This window comes from Neorhizobium huautlense (assembly GCF_030811685.1).
GTDB lineage: Bacteria > Pseudomonadota > Alphaproteobacteria > Rhizobiales > Rhizobiaceae > Neorhizobium > Neorhizobium huautlense_A.
Window position 1 is genome coordinate 25,715 of record NZ_JAUSRF010000002.1, and the last position, 26,195, is coordinate 51,909.

20 protein-coding genes, 1 tRNA gene and 1 pseudogene are annotated in these 26,195 nt (G+C 60.4%); 7 read left to right on the forward strand and 15 right to left on the reverse strand.

The window, feature by feature from the left end:
* Positions 1-12: 12 nt before the first annotated feature.
* Together J2T09_RS02780 and J2T09_RS02785 are read right to left on the reverse strand one after the other, a co-directional pair.
* Positions 13-1,386 (reverse strand): sensor histidine kinase, encoded by a 1,374-nt coding sequence (locus J2T09_RS02780; protein ID WP_306830863.1) that lies wholly within the window; start codon positions 1,384-1,386, stop codon positions 13-15.
* A complete protein-coding gene (locus tag J2T09_RS02785) occupies positions 1,364-2,041 on the reverse strand; it encodes a response regulator transcription factor (RefSeq protein WP_306830865.1) in 678 nt (225 codons plus the stop codon). Before J2T09_RS02785 ends, J2T09_RS02780 begins: the two co-directional genes overlap by 23 nt.
* A 264-nt stretch (positions 2,042-2,305) precedes the next feature.
* Between J2T09_RS02785 and mqo the strand changes: the two genes are divergently transcribed.
* The 6 genes from mqo to J2T09_RS02815 all read left to right on the forward strand — a co-directional run bounded on the left by mqo (position 2,306) and on the right by J2T09_RS02815 (position 10,142).
* Entirely contained in the window at positions 2,306-3,985 is a 1,680-nt protein-coding gene (gene mqo / locus J2T09_RS02790; protein WP_306830868.1) for a malate dehydrogenase (quinone), read from the forward strand.
* A 123-nt stretch (positions 3,986-4,108) separates the two neighbouring features.
* Positions 4,109-4,987, forward strand: coding sequence for an MBL fold metallo-hydrolase (locus tag J2T09_RS02795; protein ID WP_306830870.1), 879 nt, complete (start codon positions 4,109-4,111; stop codon positions 4,985-4,987).
* A 260-nt stretch (positions 4,988-5,247) separates the two neighbouring features.
* A complete protein-coding gene (locus J2T09_RS02800; protein WP_306830872.1) occupies positions 5,248-7,170 on the forward strand; it encodes a methyl-accepting chemotaxis protein in 1,923 nt (640 codons plus the stop codon).
* Between the two features lie 248 nt (positions 7,171-7,418).
* Positions 7,419-8,468, forward strand: coding sequence for a selenide, water dikinase SelD (gene selD, locus J2T09_RS02805; RefSeq protein WP_306830874.1), 1,050 nt, complete (start codon positions 7,419-7,421; stop codon positions 8,466-8,468).
* Positions 8,469-8,537: 69 nt separating this feature from the next.
* Positions 8,538-8,933 carry a hypothetical protein gene (locus J2T09_RS02810; protein WP_306830875.1) on the forward strand — a complete coding sequence of 132 codons (396 nt, stop codon included), beginning with the start codon at positions 8,538-8,540 and terminating at the stop codon, positions 8,931-8,933.
* A gap of 141 nt (positions 8,934-9,074) precedes the next feature.
* Complete coding sequence (locus tag J2T09_RS02815) at positions 9,075-10,142, forward strand: transglutaminase-like domain-containing protein (RefSeq protein ID WP_306830877.1); 1,068 nt, start codon at positions 9,075-9,077, stop codon at positions 10,140-10,142.
* Between the two features lie 75 nt (positions 10,143-10,217).
* Here J2T09_RS02815 and J2T09_RS02820 read toward each other — a convergent pair whose 3' ends face one another.
* From J2T09_RS02820 to fdnG, 9 genes and pseudogenes are all read right to left on the reverse strand, one after another.
* Positions 10,218-10,601: a hypothetical protein gene (locus J2T09_RS02820; protein ID WP_306830879.1), complete on the reverse strand. Its 384-nt coding sequence runs from the start codon at positions 10,599-10,601 to the stop codon at positions 10,218-10,220.
* A gap of 14 nt (positions 10,602-10,615) precedes the next feature.
* Positions 10,616-10,711: transfer RNA gene (locus tag J2T09_RS02825), tRNA-Sec, on the reverse strand.
* A 27-nt stretch (positions 10,712-10,738) separates the two neighbouring features.
* Positions 10,739-12,652 (reverse strand): annotated as a pseudogene (gene selB, locus J2T09_RS02830) (selenocysteine-specific translation elongation factor); the annotation flags it as partial.
* Entirely contained in the window at positions 12,649-13,473 is an 825-nt protein-coding gene (locus J2T09_RS02835) for a tetratricopeptide repeat protein (protein WP_306830881.1), read from the reverse strand. The pseudogene selB and the gene J2T09_RS02835, both read right to left, overlap by 4 nt.
* Positions 13,460-14,860: an L-seryl-tRNA(Sec) selenium transferase gene (gene selA, locus J2T09_RS02840; protein ID WP_306830883.1), complete on the reverse strand. Its 1,401-nt coding sequence runs from the start codon at positions 14,858-14,860 to the stop codon at positions 13,460-13,462. Before selA ends, J2T09_RS02835 begins: the two co-directional genes overlap by 14 nt.
* Before the next feature lie 4 nt (positions 14,861-14,864).
* Positions 14,865-15,797: a formate dehydrogenase accessory protein FdhE gene (gene fdhE / locus J2T09_RS02845; RefSeq protein WP_306830885.1), complete on the reverse strand. Its 933-nt coding sequence runs from the start codon at positions 15,795-15,797 to the stop codon at positions 14,865-14,867.
* Positions 15,798-15,934: 137 nt separating this feature from the next.
* Positions 15,935-16,636: a formate dehydrogenase subunit gamma gene (locus J2T09_RS02850; protein WP_306830886.1), complete on the reverse strand. Its 702-nt coding sequence runs from the start codon at positions 16,634-16,636 to the stop codon at positions 15,935-15,937.
* Complete coding sequence (gene fdxH / locus J2T09_RS02855) at positions 16,636-17,628, reverse strand: formate dehydrogenase subunit beta (protein ID WP_373458361.1); 993 nt, start codon at positions 17,626-17,628, stop codon at positions 16,636-16,638. Before fdxH ends, J2T09_RS02850 begins: the two co-directional genes overlap by 1 nt.
* Entirely contained in the window at positions 17,628-20,723 is a 3,096-nt protein-coding gene (gene fdnG, locus J2T09_RS02860) for a formate dehydrogenase-N subunit alpha (RefSeq protein WP_306830889.1), read from the reverse strand. The genes fdxH and fdnG overlap by 1 nt, the downstream gene beginning before the upstream one ends.
* A 645-nt stretch (positions 20,724-21,368) precedes the next feature.
* Between fdnG and J2T09_RS02865 the strand changes: the two genes are divergently transcribed.
* On the forward strand, positions 21,369-22,145 hold the full coding sequence (locus J2T09_RS02865) for a helix-turn-helix domain-containing protein (protein ID WP_306830891.1): 777 nt from the start codon (positions 21,369-21,371) through the stop codon (positions 22,143-22,145).
* Between the two features lie 187 nt (positions 22,146-22,332).
* On the opposite strand, the gene J2T09_RS02870 is transcribed toward J2T09_RS02865, so the two are convergent.
* From J2T09_RS02870 to cyoB, 4 genes are all read right to left on the reverse strand, one after another.
* Positions 22,333-23,079 carry an SURF1 family protein gene (locus J2T09_RS02870; protein WP_306830893.1) on the reverse strand — a complete coding sequence of 249 codons (747 nt, stop codon included), beginning with the start codon at positions 23,077-23,079 and terminating at the stop codon, positions 22,333-22,335.
* An 86-nt stretch (positions 23,080-23,165) separates the two neighbouring features.
* Positions 23,166-23,570, reverse strand: coding sequence for a cytochrome o ubiquinol oxidase subunit IV (cyoD, locus tag J2T09_RS02875; RefSeq protein WP_306830895.1), 405 nt, complete (start codon positions 23,568-23,570; stop codon positions 23,166-23,168).
* Positions 23,567-24,187, reverse strand: coding sequence for a cytochrome o ubiquinol oxidase subunit III (gene cyoC / locus J2T09_RS02880; RefSeq protein ID WP_306830896.1), 621 nt, complete (start codon positions 24,185-24,187; stop codon positions 23,567-23,569). Before cyoC ends, cyoD begins: the two co-directional genes overlap by 4 nt.
* 5 nt (positions 24,188-24,192) lie before the next feature.
* Complete coding sequence (cyoB, locus tag J2T09_RS02885; protein WP_306830898.1) at positions 24,193-26,193, reverse strand: cytochrome o ubiquinol oxidase subunit I; 2,001 nt, start codon at positions 26,191-26,193, stop codon at positions 24,193-24,195.
* Positions 26,194-26,195: the final 2 nt, after the last annotated feature.

Sequence of the window (26,195 nt, forward strand, 5' to 3'; positions counted from 1 at the left end):
GCGTTGCCGCGCTCAGCCACCATCCTGAGGCAGCACAATCTCCGCCGTGAACCCGTCACCCGATTTGATCTCGAACCGAAAACCGTGAAGTTTCACGATGGCGGAGACCAGCGTCAGACCAAGGCCCAGCCCCTTTGTGTGACGGCTGCGGTCGGAGCGGTAGAAACGTTGCGCCAGAAGTTCGCGTTCGTTTTCAGCAATGCCGGGCCCGGTGTCTTTCACGCGGATCAGCGTCTGGCCATTTTCTGACACCAGCGCGAGATCGATTCGGCCGCCTTCGGGCGTGTATTTCACGGCATTGTCGACAAGATTGGCGACGGCTTCGAACAACAGGTCGCGATCACCCTGTATGCTGGTTTGCATATCGGTATGGACGCTCAGCGCCAGCTGCTTTTCCTCGGCGAAAGGCTCGTAGAGTTCACCGACTTCCGCGATCATCTCCGCCAGATCGACGCTGCCAAAAGCCTGAAAACGACGGGTCTGTTCGATCTCGCGGATGCGCAAAAGGGCGGTGATGATCGAGATGGCGTGATCGACGCCTGATATGGCGCGGTCGGTGGCCGCCTGAAATTCTTCTTCGGACGTGGCGCTGTGGCGGGCACGCTCCAGCCCGATGCGCACGCGAGCGAGCGGCGTCCTCAGGTCGTGGGCGATGTCGTCGCCGATCGCCGCGAGATTTTCGACCAGCGTCTGGATCTCGTCGAGCATGCCGTTGACGATCTGCGCCAGCTTGTCGAGCGGGTCTTCGCTGTTGCGGGTCGGAAGTCGCTTTGAAAAATCGCCGGCGACGATGTCGGCGGCGCGTATCTGCATTTCGCGAATGCGCCGCTGCGAGCGGACTGCGAACAGAAGCGAGGCGGCGAGGCCGAGGAGGAAGGCCGGCAGCAGACCGAAAATCAGGCCGCGCCGGACCACCGAGGCGGTCTGTTCGTTGTCTTTGGTGCTCCAGCCGACAACGACGATATTGCCATCGGCCAACCGACGGGCCAATGCGCGCGAGGGCTGGATAATCTGCATGTCAGGATCGACACGATCGATATCCACCTGGATCGGTGGCTGATCGACTTCCAGGCCTGCCGGCCATTGGCGTATGTTTCCCGAAATTCGCTTGCCATCAGCGGTAAACAGTCCAACCGGCTTGTAACGGCGCGGATCCTGCCGCAGGCGTTCCTCATATTGCGTCAGCAGGCCCTGTCTGGACTGGGCGACCATCCCATCCGATTCCTGAATGATCAGGCTGTCCAGAAACGACACGAGTTCGCGGCTGGTGGTGACATAAGCGAAGGTGAGACTGAGCATGATCGTTGCGCCGATCGCGATGAACAGCGCGACGGTGTAACGAAACGTCGAGTTCCAGATCCAGTCAATCAGGCGCGCGAAGGACAAAACCCTCTCCACGAATGTTGGAGATCATCGGTGCTTCGCCGGAAACATCGACCTTGCGGCGCAGGCGGCCCATATGGACGTCCACGAGGTTCGAATCCGGCACGAACCTGTATTTCCAAACCTCTTCGAACAGCATGGCGCGGGTGAGCAGCTGCTCGCTGTGGCGCATCATGTATTCGAGCAGTTTGTACTCGCGCGGCAAAAGCTCGATCTCGCGGCCGGCGCGGTTGGCGCTGCGTTCGATCAGGTCGATTTCCAGCGGGCCGACGCGCAGCGTCTGGGCGGCGGTATCGGCGGGACGGCGCAGCAGCGCCTCGATGCGGGCCACGAGTTCAAGCACGGCAAACGGTTTCGTCAGGTAATCATCACCGCCGGCGCGAAGACCTTTGACGCGGTCGTTGACGGCACCGAGCGCGCTCAACACCAGAACCGGCGTGCGGATCTTTTCCCGGCGCAGCGTATCGATGACGGCAAGCCCGTCCATGCCCGGCAGCATGCGGTCGATGACCAGCACATCGGCGTCCGCCGCGCGTGCGCGTTCCAGCCCGGTCGGGCCATCTTCCGCCCAGTCGACGATATAACCGCTGTCGCGCAGTTCGGCGCAGATATCCTGTGCGGTGTCGGCGTCATCCTCGATCAGAACGACCTTGGTCATGGTTTTTTCCTGGCAAGGCTTAAGGGGCAGTGAGTGCGGCTATTTACCGTCGATCGGTGACAATTGAAATCCAAACCGGCCCCGGCTTCTGCGTGATTTCTTAAATTCCAATTTAATGGCGTTTGTCAATTTGAAGGCGCAAACCCCGCGAGACCACTGCGCGACAGAACGTCGCGCGCCCACGTGTCGCTTGCTCGTCTGCTCCGAAGCACCCGTCCGGCGGCTAACCAACCGAGGTGCTTCATGCCTTCCAAAAACAATAAGATGTCCACCAACAGCCGCCTGATGCTGAGCCGCCGTCAGTTGCTTGGCTCGGCTGCCACGGGCGCCGCCGCAATCGGTGTCAGCGCCATGCCCTCCTGGGCGCAGGAACAGGGTTCCGACGGTGTTGTCGACGTGCTGCTGATCGGTGGCGGCATCATGAGCTCGACGCTCGGTGTTCTGCTCTCGCAGCTCGAGCCGACCTGGAAGATCGAGATGATCGAACGCCTCGATGACGTTGCCATGGAAAGCTCCAACGGCTGGAACAATGCCGGCACCGGCCATTCGGCGCTTGCCGAACTGAACTACACGCCAACGGATGCCAAGGGTAATGTCAACATTACCAAGGCAATCGAGATCAACGAATCCTTCCAGATTACCCGCCAGTTCCTGTCGCACCAGATCGACATGGGCGTGTTGAAGAACCCGCGTTCGTTCATCAATTCCACCCCGCACATGAGCTTCGTCTGGGGCGATGCCAATACCGAATTCCTGGCCAAGCGTTATGAAGCGCTGAAGGCGAGCCCGCTGTTTGCCGGCATGCAGTTCTCGAACGACCATGCGCAGATCGCCAAGTGGGTTCCGCTGATGATGGAAGGCCGCGATCCGAACCAGAAGCTGGCCGTGACCTGGAGCCCGCTCGGCACCGACGTCAATTTTGGCGAGATTACCCGCCAGTATGTCGCTCATCTGAAGAGCCAGCAGACCTTCACGCTGCGCACCTCTTCGGAAGTCGAGGATATCGTCAAGAACGATGATGGCACCTGGAGCGTAACCTACTCCAACACCAAGACCGGTGACACCACCGTCGTAAAGGCAAAATTCGTCTTCCTCGGCGCCGGTGGCGGCGCGCTGCCGCTGCTGCAGATGTCCGGCATTCCGGAAGGTGACGCCTATGCCGGTTTCCCGGTCGGCGGTTCCTTCCTCGTCTGCGACAACCCGGAAATCGTCAACCAGCACCTCGCCAAGGCCTATGGCCAGGCTGAAACCGGTGCGCCGCCGATGTCGGTTCCGCATCTCGATACGCGCGTGTTCGACGGCAAACGCCACATCCTGTTCGGACCTTTCGCGACCTTCTCGACAAAGTTCCTGAAGGAAGGTTCGCTGTTCGACCTGCCGGCGTCCGTCACGCTCGAAAACATCTGGCCGATGCTGCAGGTCGGCACACACGAGTTCAACCTCGTGCAATATCTCGCCGGCCAGCTGATGATGTCGGACGAAGACCGTTTCGAGGCGCTGAAAGTGTATTTCCCGAATGCCAAGTCGGAAGACTGGCGTTATTGGCAGGCAGGTCAGCGCGTGCAGATCATCAAGAACGACCCGGAAAAGGGCGGTCAGTTGAAGCTCGGCACGGAAATCGTTGCGTCCGAAGACGGCACGATCGCGGCTCTGCTCGGTGCTTCGCCGGGTGCGTCCACCGCCGCCCCGATCATGCTCGACGTGCTGAAGAAGGTGTTTGCCGAAAAGCTGAAGACGCCGGAATGGCAGGAGCGCGTGCATGCGATCGTGCCGAGCTACGGCCAGAAGCTCAACGAAAACCCGGACATGCTGGCCAAGGAATGGGCGGCGACCGAAGAGCGCCTGCAACTCGCCATCGCATCGCCTGCCATGGACCCGGCCGCCTACGGCAAGCCGGCGGCACCGGCCGGCGAGGTGAAGATGGCTCCGGGCTTGGCCCTCTAAGAGACGGCGCTAACCTGTGCGAAAGGCCCTGCTCGTCGGGGCCTTTTTTGCATCAGTGCAGGCGCCTTCCGATTTTTCGGCCAATCGGTTAGGGATATGACCGAAATAACGAAGGGCATATGCATGACGGTTCCGGTACATCCGCTGGTCAAAGGGTTTTACGATGAACGAACCGGCAGCATTCAATATGTCGTTGCCTGTCCGAAGACGCGAGCCTGCGCGATCATCGATCCGGTGCTGGATTACGATGAAAAATCCGGTTCGACCGCAACACGCCATGCCGATGCGATCCTCGCCTATATCGCGGAACAGGGTTTTGTCCTGCAATGGATCCTCGACACGCATCCGCATGCGGACCATTTTTCCGCTGCCACTTACCTGAAGGAAAGGACCGGTGTGCCGACGGCGATTGGCGCGGAAGTCGTGAAGGTGCAGGCCTTGTGGCGCAAGCTTTACAACATGCCGGGTCTTGCCGGTGACGGATCGCAATGGGACCGGCTGTTTGGCCATGGCGAGCGTTTTGCCATCGGCGAAATGGAGGTCGAGGTCATTCATTCGCCCGGTCATACGCTGGCCTCGATCACGTATCTCATCGGCGATGCGGCTTTCATTCACGATACGCTGTTCATGCCCGATAGCGGTTCGGCCCGCGCCGATTTCCCCGGCGGCAGTGCCGAGACTTTATGGGCATCGATTGAACGGATTCTGGCGCTGCCGGATGAGACTCGCCTGTTCACCGGCCATGATTATTGTCCCGACGGCCGTGCGCCACTCTGGGAAAGCACGGTCGCGGAGCAGAAGGTGAAAAACATCCATCTGCAGGGAACGGGCGCAGATTTCATCGCAGCCCGCAAGGAGCGCGATGCGACGCTGCCATTCCCGAGACTTCTTCTGCATGCGCTTCAGGTCAATCTCAATGCCGGCGCGCTGCCCGAGCCGGAAGACGATGGCCGGCGTTATCTGAAGCTGCCGCTCAACGCTTTTCCGGATGTGAGTTGGTAAGGCTCTGATATGCTCGCAATGAGCGTGTTTCCGGCTCATTGACTCACCCTAAGTATATTGTTGGGTGAGAAATCTTCAGTGATTCAACTTTTTTCAGTCGATTAAAACCTGATTTAATCGGCGATTAATCATCTTGCTTCTAGCGTCCGGTCGAGCCGATGACCGGCTTGTCCCAACGCGATGTCAGCTTTCAGAAATTTCCCCTTCACCTTGCGAGTTTCCGTGCGGCGTCACGGTGCTCGCCCGCCCCGTGGTGTGCCATGTCTTTTCTATCCAACGCGAAAATCCGCACGAAGATACTGTCCCTGATACTGCCCATCTGTTTTGTCGGGATCGCCGGTGTCAGCGTGCTGTCCTACAATTATAGTAGCTCCGACGACCGATATTATTCTTTCATCTCGAAGGACAACGTTGCCGCGACGGACGTTTCCCGTGCCGCAACCTCGATCAATTCCGTGGCCTACAGCGCCTATCAGCTGATGACCTATGACAGCGCGGCCGAATTCCGCGCCTACGTCGCCAAGAACTATGAAAGCGGCAAGGGCGCCGTTTTTGCCCGCTTTGCCAGCGCCAAGAAGCTCATTCCCGAGCAGGCCGCCACTATCGACACTTTTGAAAACCGCGCCCGCGCCATCACGGTCGAAACGGACAAGGCCGTGGCGATGATCAACGACGGCAACCTTGCCGAAGCAAAGGCTATCATGGCCGGCGTCGATCCGGACATCGGCAAGCTGCGTGACGATCTGCGCGACTGGAACATTGCCAATACCAAGGCCGTGATTGCGGAAGCGGATGCAATCAGCGCCTCCGTCAGCAGCACCATCACCACGCTTCTGGCCAGCCTTGGCGTGATCTTTCTGGCCGCCATCGTCGCGTCGCTGTTCGTTGCTTCGCGCGGCATTTCCGGCCCGATCGCGCGCCTGCAGCAGCGGATGATTTCTCTTGCCGGTGGGGAGACGGCAGAAGGCATCGCCGGGCTTGAGCGCAAGGATGAAGTTGGTCAGATGGCGCAAGCCGTTGCGGTCTTCCGCGACAATGCCATCGAGCGCATCAATCTCGAAAAGGAAGCTGTCGCCAATCGCTCGTTGTCGGAACAGGAGCGCATGGAGCGCGAGGCCGCCAAGGCCCGTGAAGCCGCAGACGTCAAATTCGCTGTCGACAATCTGGCCACCGGCCTGTCGCAGCTGTCGGACGGCAATGTCGCCTATCGCATCGACCACGGTTTTGCCGCTTCGCTGGATGGCGTACGCACCGATTTCAACGCCTCCGCTTCCAAATTGCAGGACGCACTGAAAAGCGTTGCCAACAATGCCCGCGGCATTGATGCCGGCGCCAACGAGATCAAGGCTGCGGCCGACGATCTGGCCAAACGCACCGAACAGCAGGCTGCAGCCGTGGAAGAAACCGCCGCAGCTCTCGAAGAGATCACCACCACGGTGAAGGATTCGACCAAACGGGCGCAGGAAGCCGGTGCGCTGGTCTCGCGTACCCGCACCGAAGCCGAGCATTCCGGTGAGGTCGTTCGCCGTGCCGTCATCGCCATGGAGAAGATCGAAAAATCTTCGAGCGAGATCGGCAATATCATCGGCGTGATCGACGACATCGCCTTCCAGACCAACCTTTTGGCGCTCAACGCCGGTGTCGAGGCGGCGCGTGCCGGTGAAGCCGGCAAGGGTTTTGCGGTGGTGGCGCAGGAAGTGCGTGAACTGGCGCAACGCTCTGCCAATGCGGCCAAGGAAATCAAGACGCTGATCACCACGTCGAACGAACAGGTTCAGGAAGGTGTCGATCTGGTCGGTGCGACCGGCACGGCGCTGGAAAAGATCGTGGTCGAGGTTCAGGAGATCAATCGTCACGTGGCGGCGATCGTCGAAAGCGCGCAGGAGCAATCGACGGGTCTCCAGCAGATCAACACGGCCGTCAACTCGATGGACCAGGAGACCCAGAAAAACGCGGCGATGGTGGAAGAACAGACCGCTGCCAGCCACGGCCTTGCCCGCGAGGTTGCTTCGCTGAACGAGCTGCTCGCGCAGTTCAAGCTGGGTGAAGCGCAGCTTGCCCGTGTTGCCAGCCGACAGGATGCGCCGGTGGCTTCTCCGGCCCGTTCCATGGTGCGCAAGGTGGCCAGCGCCTTTAACGGCAATGCTGCCGTGGCCGTGGAGCAGAATTGGACAGAGTTCTGATTTTTCCGCCCGGCGAGGTCGGGCGGTATCACGCGATATGCAATTGAAGGGAGGGCTGTTTTGCAGCCCTCCCTTTTGCGATCTACGCGTCTGCGCAAGCTCGCGCCTCCTTCAAAATCGTGTTAGCCGCTCGGTTTTCGCTGACAGCACCTTCGTCGGAATGATAGAGCCGATATGGGCTTCGGTGCCGGTTCGCGGTTCGAAGCGCCCTGAACGAGGCGAGCCATGACCGGCTCGGGAGCGAGATCATGGCAGAAACATCCTTTCGTTTGACCGAACTGGCGCATGGCGGTGGCTGCGGCTGCAAGCTAGCGCCAGCCGTTTTGCAGAAACTGCTGGCGGGCCAGCCGGCCGCTCAGCCATTCGCGCAACTGCTCGTCGGCAACGAGATGGCCGATGATGCCGCAGTCTGGCAGATCGATGACAATACCTGCGTGATCGCCACCACCGATTTCTTCATGCCGATGGTGGATGACCCTTACGAATTCGGCCGTATCGCCGCCACCAATGCCATTTCCGACGTTTATGCCATGGGTGGCAAGCCTATCCTGGCGCTCGCCATTTTGGGCATGCCGATCAACAAGCTCGAGCCGGAAACCATCGGCAGGATCCTGGAAGGCGGCGCGGCCATCTGTTCCACCGCCGGCATCCCGGTTGCCGGCGGCCATTCGATCGACAGCGTCGAGCCGATCTACGGGCTTGCCGTCATCGGCATCTGCCATCCGAGCCAGGTGCGCCGCAATGGCGGTGCCAAGGTGGGCGACAAGCTGGTCCTCACCAAGGGCATCGGTATCGGAATCTATTCCTCGGCGATCAAGAAAAACGCGCTGCCGGCGGCCGCCTATGACGAGATGATTGCGTCCACGACGCTGCTCAACAAGGTGGGCACAGAGCTTGCCGCCAGTGCGGATGTGCATGCGATCACCGACGTCACCGGTTTCGGCATTCTCGGCCACGGCCTGGAAATGGCGCGCGCCTCCGGCCTGACACTGCGACTGAAGCTTGCCGACATTCCTTTCCTGAGCAAGTCGGAAGAACTGGCGCAGCAGGGTTTTATTACCGGCGCTTCAGTCCGCAACTGGGCCAGTTACGGCGAGGCGATCACGTTGCCGGAAAACATGCCGGAATGGCAACGTATGCTGCTTGCCGATCCGCAGACTTCGGGTGGCCTGCTGGTTTCGGTATCGGCCGACAAGGCGGATGCGCTGGTCGAGCAGGTGCGCGCCGCCGGTTATCCGCTGGCATCGATCGTCGGTTCTGCGGAAGAGGGGGCTCCCGGTATCGTCGTTGACGGCTGACCGGGCGTTCTCAAAGGAACAAGCCTTTGGGGACGGGCGTTTGAAAGGGAAACTGATGGAGGTTTCCCCATGCCCGTGTCCCGATTGAAAACCGTGACGTTTCTCGGCGGTGTCGCAGCACCTGCGCTGGCCCTGATGCTTGCGGCTTCTCCTGTTGCTGCCCAGACCACCGGTAACACCGGTTCGCCGCCTTCCGCCCAAAGCCTTGAAAACAAGACTGCCTGCAATGCTGCCGGCACGGCCGAAGCGGCGACACCCGCCGATACGGATTCAGCGGCCGGCACGGCTCCGGGCAATACCGGTTCCACCGGCTGGACCGGCGGCACCGGTGGACAGCACACCAGTACCAATCCGCAGGGTGCGCTTCCGGAATCGAAAACCTGGCAGCCGCCGACCGCGCGGGGCCTCGATCTCGCCATGCCGAACCCGGAGCCGAAGCCGGGCAAAACGACCGAGAATTGCTGACATCTGCGTCAAAATTGCTTGATGACAGCAATTCCTGTTTTCCTGCGCGCGACAAAGGGAGTAAATCAAAGCGATAGATTATCGCGATCTGAACGCGCATCGTCTTTCGGGCAGTGCGTTGCCGACAGGAGTTGGACAATCATGTTGAACCGCCGCCGTTTCCTTGGTCATGCTGCCACGGCATCCGTTGCCGCCGCCTTCGTTTCCCGTGGCGCAAGCCCGGTTTTTGCCGCCGACAAGGTGACTGATGGTGCCGCATGGCGCAGGTTTGAAGTGATCACCAAGGTTGACCTGACCGACGTAACCGGTCCGGCGAAACTCTGGCTGCCGGTTGCGCAGTCGGCCGGCCAATATCAAAAGGCTTCCGCGCCGCACTGGACGTCGGATTCGAAACAGGTCGAGATGAAGAAGGACGCCACGTCAGGCGCCGATATCCTCTCGGTCGAATGGCAGGCCGACGGCACGCGGACGATCGAATTCACCCAGACGATCGAAACCCGCAACCGCACTGCCGATGGCGCAGCCGTCGGGAGGACCGAACTGGATGCCGCTCTTGTCGGCACCCCGAGCGCACCGATCGACGGCATTGTCAAGGACACGGCGATGAACATCATCGGCAACCGCGAGAAGGACGAGGACAAGGCCCGTGCCATCTATGACTGGGTTGTCGAAAACACCTTTCGTGATGCCAATATTGCCGGTTGCGGCGTGGGCAACGTCAAGGACATGCTGGAAACCGGCTATTTCGGCGGCAAATGCGCCGACATCAACAGCCTCTATACGGCACTTGCCCGCGCTGCCGGCCTGCCGGCTCGCGATGTTTTTGGCGTGCGGGTTGCCAATTCGGCAGACTTCAAGACGCTCGGCCGCGCCGGCGACATTACCGGTGCACAGCACTGTCGAGCCGAAGTCTACCTCGAAGGCCAGGGTTGGGTGCCGGTCGATCCGGCCGATGTGCGCAAGGTCGTGCTGGAGGAAAAGCTGCCGCTCGAAAACGATGCCGTGCAGGCTTTCCGCCAAAAGGCTTTCGGCAATTGGGAGATGAACTGGATCGGGTATAATACGGCGCGTGATATCACGCTTCCGGGCAACGAGATCCGCCAGAACTTCTTCATGTATCCGGCAGCGTTTACGTCGCGCGGTGAAGTGGATTGCCTGAGCCCGAAGACCTTTGCCTATTCGATTTCCTCGAAGGAAATCACTGCCTAAAACCTCTGCGTCGTCATCCTCGCCCTCGGGTTAAGCCCGAAGGCGAGGATGACGAGCAATGGCGTAGCCACCCATTCAATGCGGCTTGATTTCCTCGATCATCAATCGCAGCCCGTCTTCATTAAAAAACTCGCCATCGCGGATAAGCGAACGGTCCTCGTCCAGCTTGCGCACGAGAGATGCCAGTCGCGCCTTGGCCTCTTTGTCCTCGACCAAGCCTTCACGGCCGGCGCGATAAAACACGACGCCGGACCAGTTGACGCCAGCGCCCTTGAAGACTTTCACCATGTCCGGCCAACGCAGCTCGTCGCCCACAACATGCAGATAGGCGGAGCGCAACAGTTCCACTTTTGTCTCGCTGATCGAGACAAGAATGAACAACATGGTGAAGGAGCCGGCATCCGCATAGGTGTCGATCACCCAGTCGTCGAAATCGGTGTCAGTTGCCGGATTGCTCACGATTTTTCTCCTGATGGCGGAAGAGAATGGGAGTCGAACCCACCCAGGACAGCGTCGCTGCCCCACCCGGATTTGAAGTCCGGACGCCCCACCGGGGACGAATCTCTTCCATTTTCAGCATCATGAACGGACGGGCCGAACAGATCGAGCCGATGTGGATTGATACGGCGAAGATCGCCGCGCCGAAGGGTTACACCATGTCGATCGAAAAAGTCGAGGATTTCGATGGCAACCTTCCGGCCGCTCGTCACCCGGTCGCGGAAGGCGGAAGCGGAAAATTCGCCATGCTCCGCCTCTGCCGCCACGTTGCGAATGATCTCGACCATTTCGGCGGTGGTGGAGCGCAAGAAAAAGTGATCGTTGCGTATCTGGTCGACACGGCCGAGCCGGGCACAGAGTTTCAAGACACGCCGGATCTCGCGTTCATCGCCGCCGATGAGATCGACAAGGTCGCGCACGCGCGGCGGTCGAAAACGGTTTTCGCCGATGAGATGCGGCAGGATTTCGGCGTAAAGCGCGTCTTCCATCTCACCCAGCTGGGCGATGTGGCCGGGCAGACGCACGAAGGCGCCTTCGAGAACGATCGTACCAAGGGCTGCTTCCGCACGCATCACAGCGAGGAAAGCGGGGGCGGGCAGGCGCGGTGTCATCGCCATACGCAGACGCTCGCGGCCCTGACCTTGCAGTTCCGGGTTTTCCGTGTGGAAGGCCGTCAGCAGGTCGGTGAGCTGTGTCGTGAAGGCGGCACGGTGTTTGGCCGACATGGCGTAGGCAATGCCGCCGGCTTCGACCAGCACGATGCCTGCCGCTTCTGTCGCAGCGTTCAGTTGCTGCGGCGACATGGCCCGGTCGCGGCCAAATGTGTTGAGGTCGACCAGATAGGAGGCGGTGTAGATGAGGGCCGACAGTTGTTCGGCGGCCGTGGGCTTGGCCGCTGCCGTCAGGTGTTCGAGCCGTTCGGGCGTGCGGCGTTTTCGGGCCGGCGGACGCAGGTCGACCAGCAAACCACCACCAATGGTGCGCTGGGCTGAAACATCGCGCAGGATAAATCGGTCACCGACGGCGGCGGCAATCGGGCGGTCGAGTACGAGTTGCACGCGGGCGGTGGCGCCGGGGGCGACCGGGCCTTCGAGCGGCACGATACGCACGCCGGCCTCGACGCTTTCATGGTGGAAACGGGCGGAGAACCATTGGCCGATCGCCTTTGGTTCGCTGGCAAGAACCCTCAGTTCGGCATCGATACGGTCGGTCGGGGCGTGCAGGGCGGGATCGACCACCATGTCGCCGCGGTGGATGGCATCCTTGGCGATCGCTTCGCCGGCAAGGTTGAGGGCGCAGCGCTGGCCGGCAAAACCGCGCTCGACGGCCATGTTCTGCGCATGGATGGAACGCACGCGGGCGGACAGGCCGGAGGGCGAGACGGTGACGGCATCGCCTATGGCCACCGAACCGGAGAGAACCGTGCCGGTAACGACGGTGCCGGCACCCGACAGCGTGAAGGAGCGATCGACGGCGAGGCGGAACCGGCCTTCGGTGGCGGTTTCGACCGTGTTGCGCTCGGCTTCTGCGAGGATTTTTTTCAGTTCCTCGATGCCCTGGCCTGTCGCGGCGGAGACCGGCAGGATGTCGATGCCTCTCAGCCGTGTCGGGGCGAGCAGAGCACGGATATCGTTGGTGACGGTCGCGATGCGGTCGGCATCAACCAGATCGGCTTTGGTGAGAGTAACGATGCCTCGAGAAATGCCGAGAAGGTCGAGAATGGCGAGATGTTCGCGGGTCTGCGGCTTGATGCCGTCATCGGCGGCGATCACCAGCAGCGCGAAATCGATGCCACCGGCGCCGGCCAGCATTGTGTGGATGAATTTTTCATGGCCGGGCACATCGATGAACCCGGTGACAGCATCGCCCGCAAATTTCGCATAGGCGAAACCGAGATCGATGGTGATGCCGCGCGCCTTTTCTTCCTTCAGGCGGTCTGCATCGGTGCCGGTGAGGGCTTTCACCAGCGTCGTTTTGCCATGGTCGATATGGCCGGCGGTGCCGATGATCATGGGGTGTCTCCCGCAATCATTTCGGCCAGCGGCAGTTTTGCCCGGCGTTCGGCTTCCGCGATATCCGGTGCGGACAGGTTTTCGCGCACGGGTGTCAGAAAGGGTTGGGCAAGGGCGCTGCCGCCATTCATGGCGTGGATAAGCCATGCCAGAGCCCCGATACGATCGACCGGCGTTCCGGCACCCATGTGGCAGGCGGCTCCCAGCATGGCCTGCGCGTCGGCATCCCCGCCTTCCGCACCCTTGCGCCACCAGATCACGGCCCTGGCCGGGTCGCGGTCCACACCGATGGCGTTGTGATAGAGCATGCCGAGACGGGTCATCGAGGCGGCAACACCGCCTTCGGCTGCGCGTTCGGCCCAGAGTTTCGCTTCTGCGGGGTCGGAAGGGATGATTTCGCCTTCGAGCAGCAGCCAGCTCAGCATGTCCTGTGATTCCGCATCGCCCTGTTCGGCGGCCATCCGGTAGAGTTTTGCGGCCTTGGCCGGATCGGCATCGGAGCCGGTGGCATCGCTGCCCTGCATGTGGAAGGCCGCGCAATTGCGCTGGCCGACGGGATCACCGGCGTCTGCGGAGAGTGTCAGCCATTTCAGTGCGAGCGGCCGGTCGGAAGGCACGCCAAGACCTTCGGCGAAACAGGCGCCGATATTGTTTTGCGCACGGGCATTGCCGGCGCGAGCGAGCGGTTCCCACAGCGCCAGCGCGGTGTCGTAGTCGCCGGCTTTGGCAGCGGCCAGCGCCGCGTCCATCTGTTCGGTGGTGGGATCGGCGACCGGTGTTGGCTCAGTGGTGCTGCGGCGGAAACGGTCAAGCCAGCGCATCGGCATTCACGAACGAAAGGCTGGAAAGGAGGGCGGTTTCATCGTTGAGGCAGCGCAGGTCGAGGATCAAGGCACCATCGCGAATATGCCCGAGGATGGGGCGGGGCAGGGCGCGAAACGCTGCGGCCAGCTTTTCAAGGGCGCTGCCGCTGGTGTGACCGATGCGAAGACCGGCGCTCGGGATCGTATCGACAGGCAGCGCGCCGGAGCCGATCTGGCTGGAGCAGCGGCAGGTTTCGACCGTGTAGCCGAAACGGGTGAGCGTCTCGGAGACGGATGTCAACAGGCGTTCGGCCTGTTCGGCGATGTCGCTCTGGCGGCGCGACAGCATGCGCAGGGTCGGCAGGCGTTCACCCAACCGATCCGGGTCGCGATAGAGTTTCAGTGTCGCGGCAAGGGCGGCGATGCGGATCTTGTCGACGCGCAGCGCCCGCTTCAGCGGGTTGCGGTTGATCTCGGCGATCAGGTCGCGGCGGCCGACGATGAAACCGGCCTGCGGGCCGCCCAAAAGCTTGTCGCCGGAGAAGGTGACGAGATCCGCGCCCTCTGCGACGGCTTCACGAACGGTCGGCTCGCGGGCGAGACCGTATCGGGAGAGGTCTACCAGCGTGCCGGAGCCGAGATCGTTCAGCAGGGCAATGCCTGCATCTCTGGCGATCTTTGCAAGGTCCGCGCCGGAAACTTCAGCCGTAAAACCCTCGATGCGGTAATTGGACGTGTGCACCTTCAGGATCAGCGCCGTTTCTTCACGGATCGCGTTGCGGTAATCCTTCGGGTGGGTGCGGTTGGTGGTGCCGACTTCGACAAGCTGCACGCCGGCGCGTTCCATGATGTCGGGCATGCGGAAGGCGCCGCCGATCTCGATCAGTTCTCCGCGTGAGACGATGGCCTGACGACCCGCGCCCACGGCGTTCAAGGCGATCAGCACGGCGGCGGCATTGTTGTTGACGATGGTGGCGTCCTCGGCGCCGGTCAGTTCGCAGAGCAGTTCGCGCAGGTGGCTGTCGCGTTCGCCGCGTTTGCCGGTGTCGAGGTCGAATTCGAGTGCTGCCGCTTCGCGCATGGCATCGACGGCGGCTTTCACCGCTTCCTCGGCCAGCAGCGCACGGCCGAGATTGGTGTGCAGCACGGTGCCGGTGAGGTTGATCAGCGGCCGCAGGTTGGAGCCGTCGCGATATTCGAGTTTGCTCGTCAGTGACGCGATAATGGCGGCGGCATCCGGCAGGGACGCGCCGCCGCGCACGGCGGTGCGGATCTCGTCGAGAAGCGTGCGCAACACCTCGGTGACGGTGGCGCGGCCATAGGTGTCCAGCAGCGGCGCCGTTTCCGGGGTTTTCAAAATCTGGTCCACCGATGGGAGGTGGCGCAAACTCGAAAGATTCGCCATGGTCTCAATACCCCACGAGGAAGGGATCGAAACCGGCGCGTTTGTATTCGCTGTCCTTCATCAGCAGATCGAGGCCGAGGCTGGCGACATCATCGGCGATGATTTCCAGCGACGGGTTCCTGTTCTGGTAGAGGATCTTTGTCCAGCTTTTGCACTCGTCGCAGACTTCCGCTTTGATGACGGCGGTCTTGCCTTCCGGATCACCCTCGATCTCGACGGCGCGGTAACCGACGCCCTTGGTGGTGCCGCAGGCGATGCATTTCACACGCACCTCGTTCCACATGGTGGCGCATCCGGCGCAGCAGGCATAACGCGCGCCCTCGGCACCCTGCACACCGATCACCATGGAGCCAACCGGCTTGCCGCCGCAGGAGGGGCAGACGCCCGGTGCGACCGGCACGAGTTTCAGTGCATCGAGACCGGCTGCGAGGCGTGCGGCATGAACCTGCGTCGCGGCGGCGATATAGAGGTGATGGGCCAAGCCCTCGACCGGCATAGTATCGGCGATGACATTGCCGATCATCCATTCGAGCGTGTCTTCACCGGCGGCAATGACAGCCTCAAGAGCCTGTTGTGCCGCTGCCGGTTTCTCGATTGTTTTGGCGCGTTCGAGGAAGAGAGCGAGCGTCCTGCGAAAATCCTCGCTTTTGACCATGGCGGCACGATCGATCGGCGGCATGGTGTTTTCACGGGCACGAGCGACCTGATCGGCGTCAATCGGTGTCACCGGCGGCAGTTCTTCGATGAGCTTCGCCTGCAGATCGGCGATCGCGCTCAGAAATTTCAGGTAAGGGCCGAGATTGCTCGTCTCGGCAAGGATCTTGAAACGGGTGGCGCGTTCCTTGAAGAAACGGGCGGTGTTCGGCATCAGGGCAAAGGGTGCCTTGGAAATACCGCCGATCATTGAGGGATCGGGCTGAATGGAAGATGCGGACATAAAACCTCGCAGGGCCGACCGGCCACAGCTTTCGCTAATCAAGCGTACCGGCCTTGATGGCTCGCGACACGCACTTCAGGGATATGGTCAGCCGCGCGCCAAAAAAGAAGGCGCGCGGCTTTTGCCGTCTGTGGGGGTTATTCTGCCGGATCAATCCTGCCGCGTCCAGCGATGTCCTTCAGCCACTTGCGGTGGTGTCGCCATGCCCAGCCGCCCGTCACGGTGCCGCGGGTCATGGCCCGGATCGTGCCGCGCGTCCAGATGGCCGCATAAACGTGCAGGATGAAGACCAGAATGATGGCAACGGCTGCGAGCGAATGCAGAAGCAGCGCGATACGCTGCGTCGGAATGCTCGTCAGGTGGCCAAAATACTGTTCCCAGGCCATGATGCCGGTGACGATCAACACGATGATGAGGGCCGCCATGCCCCAGAAGATGAACTTCTGGCCGGCATTGTACTTGCCGAGTTCAGGCAGGTTTTCCTCATGGCCGCCGATCACGTCGGTGATCCGCGAGGCCCATTTCACATCGTCTCGGTTCGGCAGGTTCAGCTTCCACAACTGCGCAAACAGGATGAAGAAGGAGATGAACAGCACGACGCCGATCCATGGATGGAGCCAGCGCGTCATCTGCCCGCCGCCGAACAGTTCGGTGAGGAAGAACAGCGACGGATGGAACATGGCAAGGCCGGACAATAGCAACAGGATCAGGCTGATCGCCGTCACCCAGTGGTTGATGCGTTTGCCGGGTCCGTAACGGACCACCTCGACGGGCGGTCCGCGACGGATCGAATCCTCACTGCCGAGTTTCGTATGTTTTGTGCCGGCAGGCGTGCTCATCAGGCATCCTCCTCGCGCTTTTCAGCATGTTCGACGCTTTCGTCGACCAGTTCCTTCGCCTCTTCCTCCTCGTGTTTCGACACGCGGTTGGCCTTGGCGAAAAGGCCGTGCAGGATGGTGCCGGCAGCGGCCAGACTCATGACGGCGAGGCCTGCATATTTGGTCGCACCCTTCCATGTCTGCACGACGGCGGAAATCTTCGGATCGACCGGCAGGTCGGCATAGATCTGCGGCTTGTCGTTATGGTGCAGCACATACATGACATGCGTGCCGCCGACGCCCGGAGGATCGTAGAGCCCGGCATTGGCGTAACCGCGCGACTTCAGGTCGGCGATGCGGCCTTCCGCGTGCTTCTTCATGTCTTCCTTGGTGCCGAAGACGATTGCCTGGGTGGGACAGGCCTTTGCGCAGGCAGGGCCCTGACCCACGGCAACACGGTCGGAACAGAGCGTGCATTTGTAGGCACGGTGATCCGCCTTGGAGATGCGGGGAATGTTGAAGGGACAGCCCTTCACGCAATAACCGCAGCCGATGCAGTTGTCGTGGATGAAGTCGACGATGCCGTTGGAATATTGCACGATTGCGCCGGGTGCCGGACAGGCTTTCAGGCAGCCCGGATCGGCGCAATGCATGCAGCCGTCCTTGCGGATCAGCCATTCCAGATTGTCGGTTTCCGGATTGACCCATTCGGTGAACCGCATGAGCGTGAACATGTCGGCAGTGAGGTCATGCGGGTTCTCATAGACCCCGACATTTTCGCCGACAGCCGGATTGGTGTCGTTCCACTCCACGCAGGCCGACTGGCAGGCCTTGCAGCCGATGCATTTCGACACGTCGATGAGTTTCGCGACGGGGGTGAGCTGCCGCTCAGGCTGCGGCAGCTCGGAGGTTGCAGAGCGACGGATGAGGTCGCGCTGCGTCAGGTTGGTTTCCATCGGCTGCACCGGCGGATTGCTGACGGCGGTGCGTGGGCTGTCCATGGTATTGGCCATCAGACGTTCACCTCCTTGTCCTTGGGTGCGGTCGAGGGTTCGATATTGACGAGGAACGCCTTCGATTCCGGGGTCTCTATATTGGCGTCACCGACAAAGGCTGCGAGCGAATTGGGGCCAAAGCCCTTTTTCGCCGAGCCGGTAAAGCCCCAGTGCAGCGGGATGCCGACGATATGAACCGGCTTTCCGTCGCAGATGAGGGGCCGGATGCGCTTCGTCACCACGGCCTTGGCCTTTACCGAACCACGTTTCGACCACACGCGGACCCAGCCGCCGTGAGCGATGTTCTTCTCTGCTGCCAGCTCTTCCGAGATTTCCACGAAGAATTCCGGCTGAAGCGCCGAGTTCACCCGGTTGTGCTTCGTCCAGTAGTGGAAATGTTCGGTCAGACGGTAGGAGGTCGCCGCATAGGGGAACTCCGCCGACGTGCCGAGCTGTGCCGCATCAGAGGCGAATACACGAGCAACCGGGTTGCCGCGCATCTTCCGATTGAAGACGTTTTCGACCGGACTTTCGAAAGGCTCCATATGGGCCGGGAACGGACCATCACGCATCATGCCGCGTACGAACAGCCGCGATACGCCTTCCTGGTTCATGATGAACGGGCCGACATCCTGGGGTTTCGCCGTAGGGGCGATATCCGGGACGTCATAACCGGTCCACTTTGCACCATCCCACTCCAGGAGCTTGCGGGTGGGGTCCCAGGGCTTGCCGTTGATGTCCGCAGACGCACGGTTATAGAGCGTGCGGCGGTTCAGCGGCCAGGCAAACGTCCAGCCCAGATAGGCGCCGGTTTCGTCCGGGTCGTGATTGTCACGACGCCCCATATTGTTGCCCTGCTCGTTCCAGCAGCCGGAATAGATCCAGCAGCCGGACATGGTGGAGCCATCGTCCTTCAGTTGCGAGAAGTTGACCACCTGCTTGCCGGCGGCCACCAGAACCTTGGTCGGATCGGTCGGGTCCATGACATCAGACAGCGCACGGCCGTTGATCTCCTTCGCCAGTTCTTCCGCCGTCGGTTCGTTCTCGTCCTCGTATTCCCAGGACAGGTTGAGGATCGGATCGGGGAAGGCGCCGCCTTCCTTGGCGTACAGTGCACGCATCCTCAGGAAGATCTGCGCGACGATCCACGAGTCATGCTTGGCTTCGCCCGGAGGCGAACTTGCCTGCCAGTGCCACTGCAACCAGCGGCCCGAATTGGTCAGCGAGCCGTCTTCCTCCGCAAAGCAGGTGGACGGCAGCTGGAACACTTCGGTCTGGATCGAGGCCGTATCGACATCGTTGAAGTCGCCGTGATTTTCCCAGAAACGCGCTGTTTCCGTTTCCAGTGGATCCATCGTCACCATGAACTTCAGCTTCGAAAGTGAAGACGTGACCTTGGTACGGTTGGGGAAGGCGAGGATCGGGTTGAAACCCTGGCAGATATAGCCGTTGACCTTGCCGTTGTTCATCAGTTCGAACATGCGAAGCACATCGTATGCCGGAACGTCGAGCTTTGGCAGGTAGTTGAACGCCCAGCCGTTTTCTGCTGTCGCTGCATCGCCCCACATGGCCTTCTGGAAGGAGACCATGAACTTCCTGTAGTTCTGCCAGTAGCTGGTCTGACCCGGACGAAGCGGCTTGAACTGACGCGTCGACATATAGGTCTCGAAGTCGGTGTCCTTCTCGCTCGGCATCGTCAGATAACCGGTCAGAAGGTGCGACATCAGGCCGAGGTCGGTGAGCCCCTGGATGTTCGAGTGACCGCGAAGGGCGTTCATGCCACCACCGCGTACACCGATATTGCCGAGGATCAGCTGCAGCATCGCCATGGCGCGGATGTTCTGCGAACCCTTGGAATGCTGGGTCCAGCCGAGCGCATACATGGACGTCATCGTTTTCGTCGGCGTCGAGCATTCCGAGATCATCTCGGCCACCTTCAGGAACTTGTCCTTCGGGGTGCCGCAGACCTGTTCGACCAGTTCCGGCGTGTAAGGTGCGAGATGCTCCTTCAGCAGGTTCCAGACGCAACGCGGATGTTCCAGCGTCGGGTCGGTCACGGCAAAACCGTCCTCGCCGATCACGTAATCCCAGGTCGAGCGGTCGTAATCGCGCTTTTCCTCGTTGTAGCCGGTGAACAGGCCATCCTTGTATCCAAAGCCGTCCTTGACGATGTAGGACGCATTGGTGAAGGCCTTCATATAATCCCACTGCACGCGGCCGTTATCGATGCAGTACTTCATCACGCCGTTGAGGAAAGCGATGTCCGAACCCTGACGGATCGGGGCATAGAAGTCTGATACGGAGGCCGTGCGGGTGTAGCGCGGGTCAACGACGATAAGCTTGGCACCGCGATGGGCCTTTGCTTCCGTCACCCACTTGAAACCGCAGGGATGTGCTTCCGCCGCGTTGCCGCCCATGACGACGACGAGGTCGGTATTCTTGATGTCAGTCCAGGCGTTGGTCATTGCGCCACGGCCGAATGTTGGGGCGAGACTCGCCACCGTTGGGCCGTGTCAGACGCGTGCCTGATTGTCGAAACCTACAATGCCTATCGACTTGGCGAACTTGAAGGTCGCCCATGCCGTTTCATTGGATGTAGCCGACGCTGCGAGCATGCCCGTCGTCGTCCAGCGGTTGACGTCCAGACCCTTCTCGTTTTTCAGAAGAAGGTTGGCGTCGCGGTCGTCCTTCATCAGCCGCGCGATGCGATCGAGAGCCTCGTCCCAGGACATGCGTTCGAACTTGTCCGAGCCAGGCTTGCGGTGCATCGGGTAAAGGAGGCGGGTGGGGGACTTCACGAAGTCCTTGAGGGCCGCCCCCTTGGGACAGAGCGTCCCGCGATTGGTCGGATGGTCGACATCGCCTTCGATGTGAACGACTTCCGCCTTGTCGCCCTTGCGCACGTCACCCTTGGAATAGATGATGATGCCGCAGGCGACGGAACAGTAGGGACAGGTCTGGCGGGTTTCGGTGGTCGTTGCCAGCTTGAACGCGCGGACATGTGCGACTTCTGCCGCCTCCGCTTCGCTGAAGCCCATCGCACCCAGCGATGTTGCCGCCACTCCCGCTCCGGCCAGCTTTAAAAAGCTGCGCCGCGAGAGATCCATATTCATGAATATTCTCCTCAACTTAAGCCATTTCTAATTTGGCAGAATCCACCCCTGCGACAATTAAGTCAAGCAGCCGAGCTTGCACCCAACGAGATGTTGATCGAGCCTGGAAGGCTGTCGAAAATCGATATTTCAAACGGATTGGTGCCTTCTGGCCGGGTGGTTTTGTCTGCTGCCGGACGATCCTGTATTGGCCGATGGCTGATCCCGTCATGGATTGCTAACCTGCCTTGAACGGAAATGTCAGTTCCCGACGTCGCATTCATGATATTGCGCAAAAACATGTTACTGTGACGGAATTGTCTGTTATCAGAAGCGGCAGGGCCGATGCTGTCTGCGCCTGATCCGATACTTGCGAAATGCCTTGAATTGAATGTTTTTGTTGTTGTTCAGTGATACAATTATTAATTGTTTTTGCTTTTTGTTGCGCGGCCGAATGCACTGCACTATGGTAGCGCTGTCCTATTCATCGATTGCCTTCCGCTCACAGGATTTCTGGTGAAGTCATTGGAAACACTTGCTCATGATTTGCCGCAGGTCGGCCATTGCTTTGGGCTTTCTGATGCGCCCTGCCTGAATGTCGTTCCCGTTAAAAGTGCGGGTTTTTCGGTCACCAGGCTTCGCTGCAATGTGTCCCAGGGTGTGCCGGTGCCCGTTCGGCTGCCTGCAGACGATGCGTATTTCGTGATGCTCTATCTCGACGATGTCAGCCATTGTGACATTCGTCCTGATGGCTCGCTGACGGCGGCGCGGCTTTACCCTCGTGGTTCGATATGCCTTGTCGATCTCAAGGACGGTGTATCGATCATGCTGCAGTCGCGGCTGGATTCACTCGCCTTTGTCGTGCCCTATGATGTCTTCGACGAGCTCGGGGAACTGATGACGGATCTGGCTGCCTGCAGCCTTCAATGCCGCCGCGGCAAGGCGGACATGATGATCGATCATATGGGCAAGGCATTGTTGCCCTTGTTCGGGCGAAGTGATCCGATCGCGACGACGACGCTCCGTCATGTGGCCATCGCGCTGTGTACCCACCTTCTGCAGGATTATGGCCGCATGCCGGACATCGATGCAGCCTGCGGCAGTGAGCCAAGCATTCTGTCGGACATGCAGGAAAAGGCCGCCAAGGATTACGTTCTGGACAACCTGCAGAAGAACCTGTCCGTATCGCTGATCGCTGCGGCCGCCGGCGTATCGACGCGGCAATTGTCGCTCGGCTTTCGGCAGGCGACGGGCGTGACGCCCTATCAATGGCTGATGCAGATGCGCATTGGTCGCGCCAAGGATCTGCTCGGCCAGCGCTCGCTCAGCCTGCAGACAATCGCGCATCGCTGCGGCTTTACCGATCACAGCCATTTTTCACGTGCATTCATGCGCGAGACCGGCATGACGCCGAGCACCTGGCGAAGCTACAAGCTGCAATAGGTGGGCTGCGGGGAGGTCTTGAAAAGGATGGCGGCCATACGCATCTAAGGCCTACCACCCGTTTCGATAGTTTCCTGCGACACCGCGAGCGCCTCTGCGCTTCAGCGATCGTTTTCGAAACCGTCCGGGTCGGCAAGGGGCGCTCTCCGAAAGGATCGAGCGCCCCTTGTATTTTCAGGCTTTGTTTTCAGTTCTTCGCCTTGGGCTTCATGAACGGCCAGTGGCCGCGCAGCACATAGAATGCCGCCGCTGCCGACATGATGGCGAGCGCGAACCACGTAAAAATGTAGGAGGCGTGGTTGTTGGGGAATTTTATCACGGTCAGCCCGCCAACGGGTGCAGCAGTTGCGGCCTGATTGGCTTCCGCATCGATGAAGTAGGCGGCTGTCGGGGAGACGCCTCTTGCGGCGGCGATTGCGGTGACATCGCGGGAATACCAGCGATCGTTTGCGGCATCGTTTTCGCGCAGAAAACCGCCGCCCGGTTCGCTCATGCGCAAGAGGCCGGTAACCTCCGTCTGGCCTTCCACCTGACCTTCGGCACGCTTGGCAGGGTCACGGCGGTCGGCAGGCACGAAGCCCCGGTTTATCAGAATATGCGAACCGTCTGCCGTCAGCAGCGGGGTGACGACCCAGAAGCCGGGACCGTGCGAGGTGACGGCCTGAACGAAACTTTCCTTGTCGTTCAGATAGGTACCCTCGACGCGGACGTGTTTGTATTCGTCGTTCGCCGCCGTGACGCTTGCGGAGGCCGGGGGAGGGGCGACCGGTTCGGCATGTACACGGGCATCGACGCGGGCGATCAGTTCGCGTTTCGCGATCAGGCGCTGCACCTGCCAGACGCCGAGCGCGGTGGTCGCTGCCGTGACGAGCAGCATTGCCACGAAAAGGATGATGCGGGCCTTGCCGGCCGGTTTTGTATTTTCCGAAGACATGAAGGAATGCCGTAAAACTATGTGCGGCACATACCGCAACACCAAAAGAAAAGGGCGGCCGAAGCCGCCCTTGGAAGAACCGCCCGTCAGGGCAGGTTTCGCATCATTTCCGGCGACATCGCCGGCATCATGTTGGTGTTCAGGTGGTACATGACCCACAAGGAACCGGCCAGCGCGATGGCAACGATGACGATCGTGAAGATCAGGGCCATCATCGTCCAGCCGCCTTCCGACTTGGTGTTCATGTGCAGGAAGTACACCATGTGAACAACGATCTGGATAGCGCCGAGGATCATGATCGCGGCGACCAGAGCGGCCTTGTTCTCGATCACTTCACCCATGACCAGCCAGAACGGGATCGCCGTCAGGATGACCGACAGGACGAAGCCGATGACGTAGCTCTTCAGCGAACCGTGGCTGGCGTCATGGCCGTGGCCGTGATCGTGCCCATGGTCATGACCGTGATGCTCTTCGTGTGCGTTCGAGCTCATCCGACAACTCCCATGAGATAGACAACAGAGAAGACGCCGATCCAGATGACGTCGAGGAAGTGCCAGAACATCGACAGGCACATCAGGCGACGGCGGTTTTCCGGGATCAGGCCACGCTTCTTGACCTGCACCATCAGAGTCACCAGCCAGATCAGGCCGAAGGTGACGTGCAGACCGTGCGTGCCGACCAGCGTGAAGAAGGCCGACAGGAAGGCTGAACGCTGCGGCGTCGCACCCTCGTGGATCAGGTGGTAGAATTCGTAGATTTCGATCCCGAGGAAGGCGAGGCCGAACAGGCCGGTAATGCCGAGCCAGAAGATCGTTTCCGCCTTGGCGTTACGCTCCATCTGCAGCATGGCGAAACCGTAGGTGATCGACGAGAAGAGCAGCATCGCGGTGTTGAGCGCGATGAGCTTCAGGTCGAACAGATCGGCCGGTGCCGGGCCGGCCGCATAATTGCGGCCGACGACGGCGTAGGTGGCGAAGAGGACTGCGAAGATAAGGCAGTCGCTCATCAGGTAGAGCCAGAAACCCAGATTGGTGGAGCTTTCCGGGTGATGGTCGCCCTTGAGGTAGAATTCCGGCTTTTCGGCCGTCTGTGTGTTGATCTCACTCATGGTTCTTACACCTGCTTCGCAAGCAGTTCAGTGCGCTTGCCTTCCGTCGCGATAACCTCTTCCACGGGGATGTAGTAATCGCGATTGTAGTTGAAGGTATGGGCGATCGAGTAACCGATGATCGCGATGAAGGACACGATCGCCAGCCACCAGATGTACCAGATCAGGGCGAAGGCGAGCACGACGCTGAGGCCGCTGAGGATCACGCCGGTGCCGGTGTTCTTCGGCATGTGGATCTTGCGGAAGCCCTCGGTCGGACGCACGTAACCACGGTTCTTCATGTCATCCCAGCTGTCATGATCGTAGACGATCGGGGTGAGCGCGAAGTTGTAGTCCGGCGGCGGCGAAGACGTTGCCCATTCGAGCGTACGGCCGTTCCACGGGTCGCCGGTTTCGTCCTTCAGCTGTTCGCGCTTGAAGTAGCTGACGACGAGCTGGATGACGAAGGAGGCGATGCCGAGTGCGATCATACCGGCGCCACAGGCGGCGATGATGAACCAGATCTGCAGGGACGGGTCTTCGAACTGCGACACGCGACGGGTGATACCCATCAGGCCGAGAACGTAGAGCGGCATGAAGGCGAAGAAGAAGCCGATCTGCCAGAACCAGAAGGACATCTTGCCCCAGAAAGGATCAAGCTTGTAACCAAACGCCTTCGGGAACCAGTAGGTGACGCCCGCCATCAGGCCGAACAGCACGCCGCCGATGATGACGTTGTGGAAGTGGGCGATGAGGAAGAGCGAGTTGTGGAGCACGAAGTCGGCTGGCGGAATTGCCAGCATGACGCCGGTCATGCCGCCGATGACGAAGGTGACCATGAAGCCGACCGTCCAGTACATCGGTACTTCGTAACGGATACGGCCGCGATACATCGTGAACAGCCAGTTGAACATCTTGGCCCCGGTGGGGATCGAGATGATCATCGTGGTGATGCCGAAGAAGGCGTTGACCGATGCGCCCGAACCCATGGTGAAGAAGTGGTGCAGCCATACGAGGTAGGACAGGACCATGATCACACAGGTTGCGTAGACCATCGAGGCATAACCGAACAGGCGCTTGCCGGAGAAGGTCGAGACGACTTCGGAGAAGATGCCGAAGGCGGGCAGGATGAGGATGTAGACTTCCGGGTGGCCCCAGATCCAGATCAGGTTCACGTACATCATCGGGTTGCCGCCGAGGTCGTTCGTGAAGAAGTTGGTGCCGACGTAACGGTCCAGAGACAGCAGCACGAGGGTTGCGGTCAGGATCGGGAAGGTGGCGACGATCAGGATGTTGGTGCAGAGCGAGGTCCAGGTGAAGACAGGCATCTTCATGAAGGACATGCCCGGAGCGCGCATCTTAACGATGGTGGCGATCAGGTTGATGCCCGACAGTGTCGTGCCCACACCGGCGACCTGAAGTCCCCAGATGTAATAGTCGACACCGACGCCGGGGCTGTAATCAGCGCCCGAAAGCGGCGGATAGGCCAGCCAGCCGGTGCGTGCGAATTCACCGACGAAGAGGGAGATCATGATGATGATCGCACCGGCCGTCGTCATCCAGAACGAAAAGTTGTTCAGGAAGGGGAAGGACACGTCACGTGCGCCGATCTGCAACGGCACGACATAGTTCATGAAGCCGGTGACGAAAGGCATTGCCACGAAGAAGATCATGATCACGCCATGGGCCGTGAAGATCTGGTCGTAGTGATGCGAGTTGAGGTAACCCTCGTTGCCGTTGAAGGCGATCGCCTGCTGGACACGCATCATTATGGCATCCGCGAAGCCGCGGAACAGCATGACGATGGCCAGGATGATGTACATGATGCCGATCTTCTTGTGATCGACGCTGGTGATCCAGTCCCGCCAGAGCGGAACCCACCATTTCATGTAGGTGATGAGGCCGAGGGCCGCGATGCCGCCGAGGCAGACCGCGAAGAAGGTGACGATGACGATGGGATCATGCGGGATGGCGTCGAAGGACAACCGCCCGAAAATGATCTGCGCCAGACTTAAGTTATCGAACATGG

What these genes read in the sequence shown, in the direction of transcription:
- J2T09_RS02785 (WP_306830865.1), bottom strand. Translation starts at nt 2,041, where the DNA reads ATGACCAAGGTCGTTCTGATCGAGGATGACGCCGACACCGCACAGGAT.
- fdxH (WP_373458361.1), bottom strand. Translation starts at nt 17,628, where the DNA reads ATGGCCAATACCATGGACAGCCCACGCACCGCCGTCAGCAATCCGCCG.
- J2T09_RS02835 (WP_306830881.1), bottom strand. Translation starts at nt 13,473, where the DNA reads ATGCGCTGGCTTGACCGTTTCCGCCGCAGCACCACTGAGCCAACACCG.
- J2T09_RS02815 (WP_306830877.1), top strand. Translation starts at nt 9,075, where the DNA reads ATGTTGAACCGCCGCCGTTTCCTTGGTCATGCTGCCACGGCATCCGTT.
- cyoB (WP_306830898.1), bottom strand. Translation starts at nt 26,193, where the DNA reads ATGTTCGATAACTTAAGTCTGGCGCAGATCATTTTCGGGCGGTTGTCC.
- cyoC (WP_306830896.1), bottom strand. Translation starts at nt 24,187, where the DNA reads ATGAGTGAGATCAACACACAGACGGCCGAAAAGCCGGAATTCTACCTC.
- J2T09_RS02795 (WP_306830870.1), top strand. Translation starts at nt 4,109, where the DNA reads ATGACGGTTCCGGTACATCCGCTGGTCAAAGGGTTTTACGATGAACGA.
- J2T09_RS02810 (WP_306830875.1), top strand. Translation starts at nt 8,538, where the DNA reads ATGCCCGTGTCCCGATTGAAAACCGTGACGTTTCTCGGCGGTGTCGCA.
- J2T09_RS02850 (WP_306830886.1), bottom strand. Translation starts at nt 16,636, where the DNA reads ATGAGCACGCCTGCCGGCACAAAACATACGAAACTCGGCAGTGAGGAT.
- mqo (WP_306830868.1), top strand. Translation starts at nt 2,306, where the DNA reads ATGTCCACCAACAGCCGCCTGATGCTGAGCCGCCGTCAGTTGCTTGGC.
- J2T09_RS02870 (WP_306830893.1), bottom strand. Translation starts at nt 23,079, where the DNA reads ATGTCTTCGGAAAATACAAAACCGGCCGGCAAGGCCCGCATCATCCTT.
- selD (WP_306830874.1), top strand. Translation starts at nt 7,419, where the DNA reads ATGGCAGAAACATCCTTTCGTTTGACCGAACTGGCGCATGGCGGTGGC.
- cyoD (WP_306830895.1), bottom strand. Translation starts at nt 23,570, where the DNA reads ATGAGCTCGAACGCACACGAAGAGCATCACGGTCATGACCATGGGCAC.
- selA (WP_306830883.1), bottom strand. Translation starts at nt 14,860, where the DNA reads ATGGCGAATCTTTCGAGTTTGCGCCACCTCCCATCGGTGGACCAGATT.
- fdhE (WP_306830885.1), bottom strand. Translation starts at nt 15,797, where the DNA reads ATGTCCGCATCTTCCATTCAGCCCGATCCCTCAATGATCGGCGGTATT.
- J2T09_RS02800 (WP_306830872.1), top strand. Translation starts at nt 5,248, where the DNA reads ATGTCTTTTCTATCCAACGCGAAAATCCGCACGAAGATACTGTCCCTG.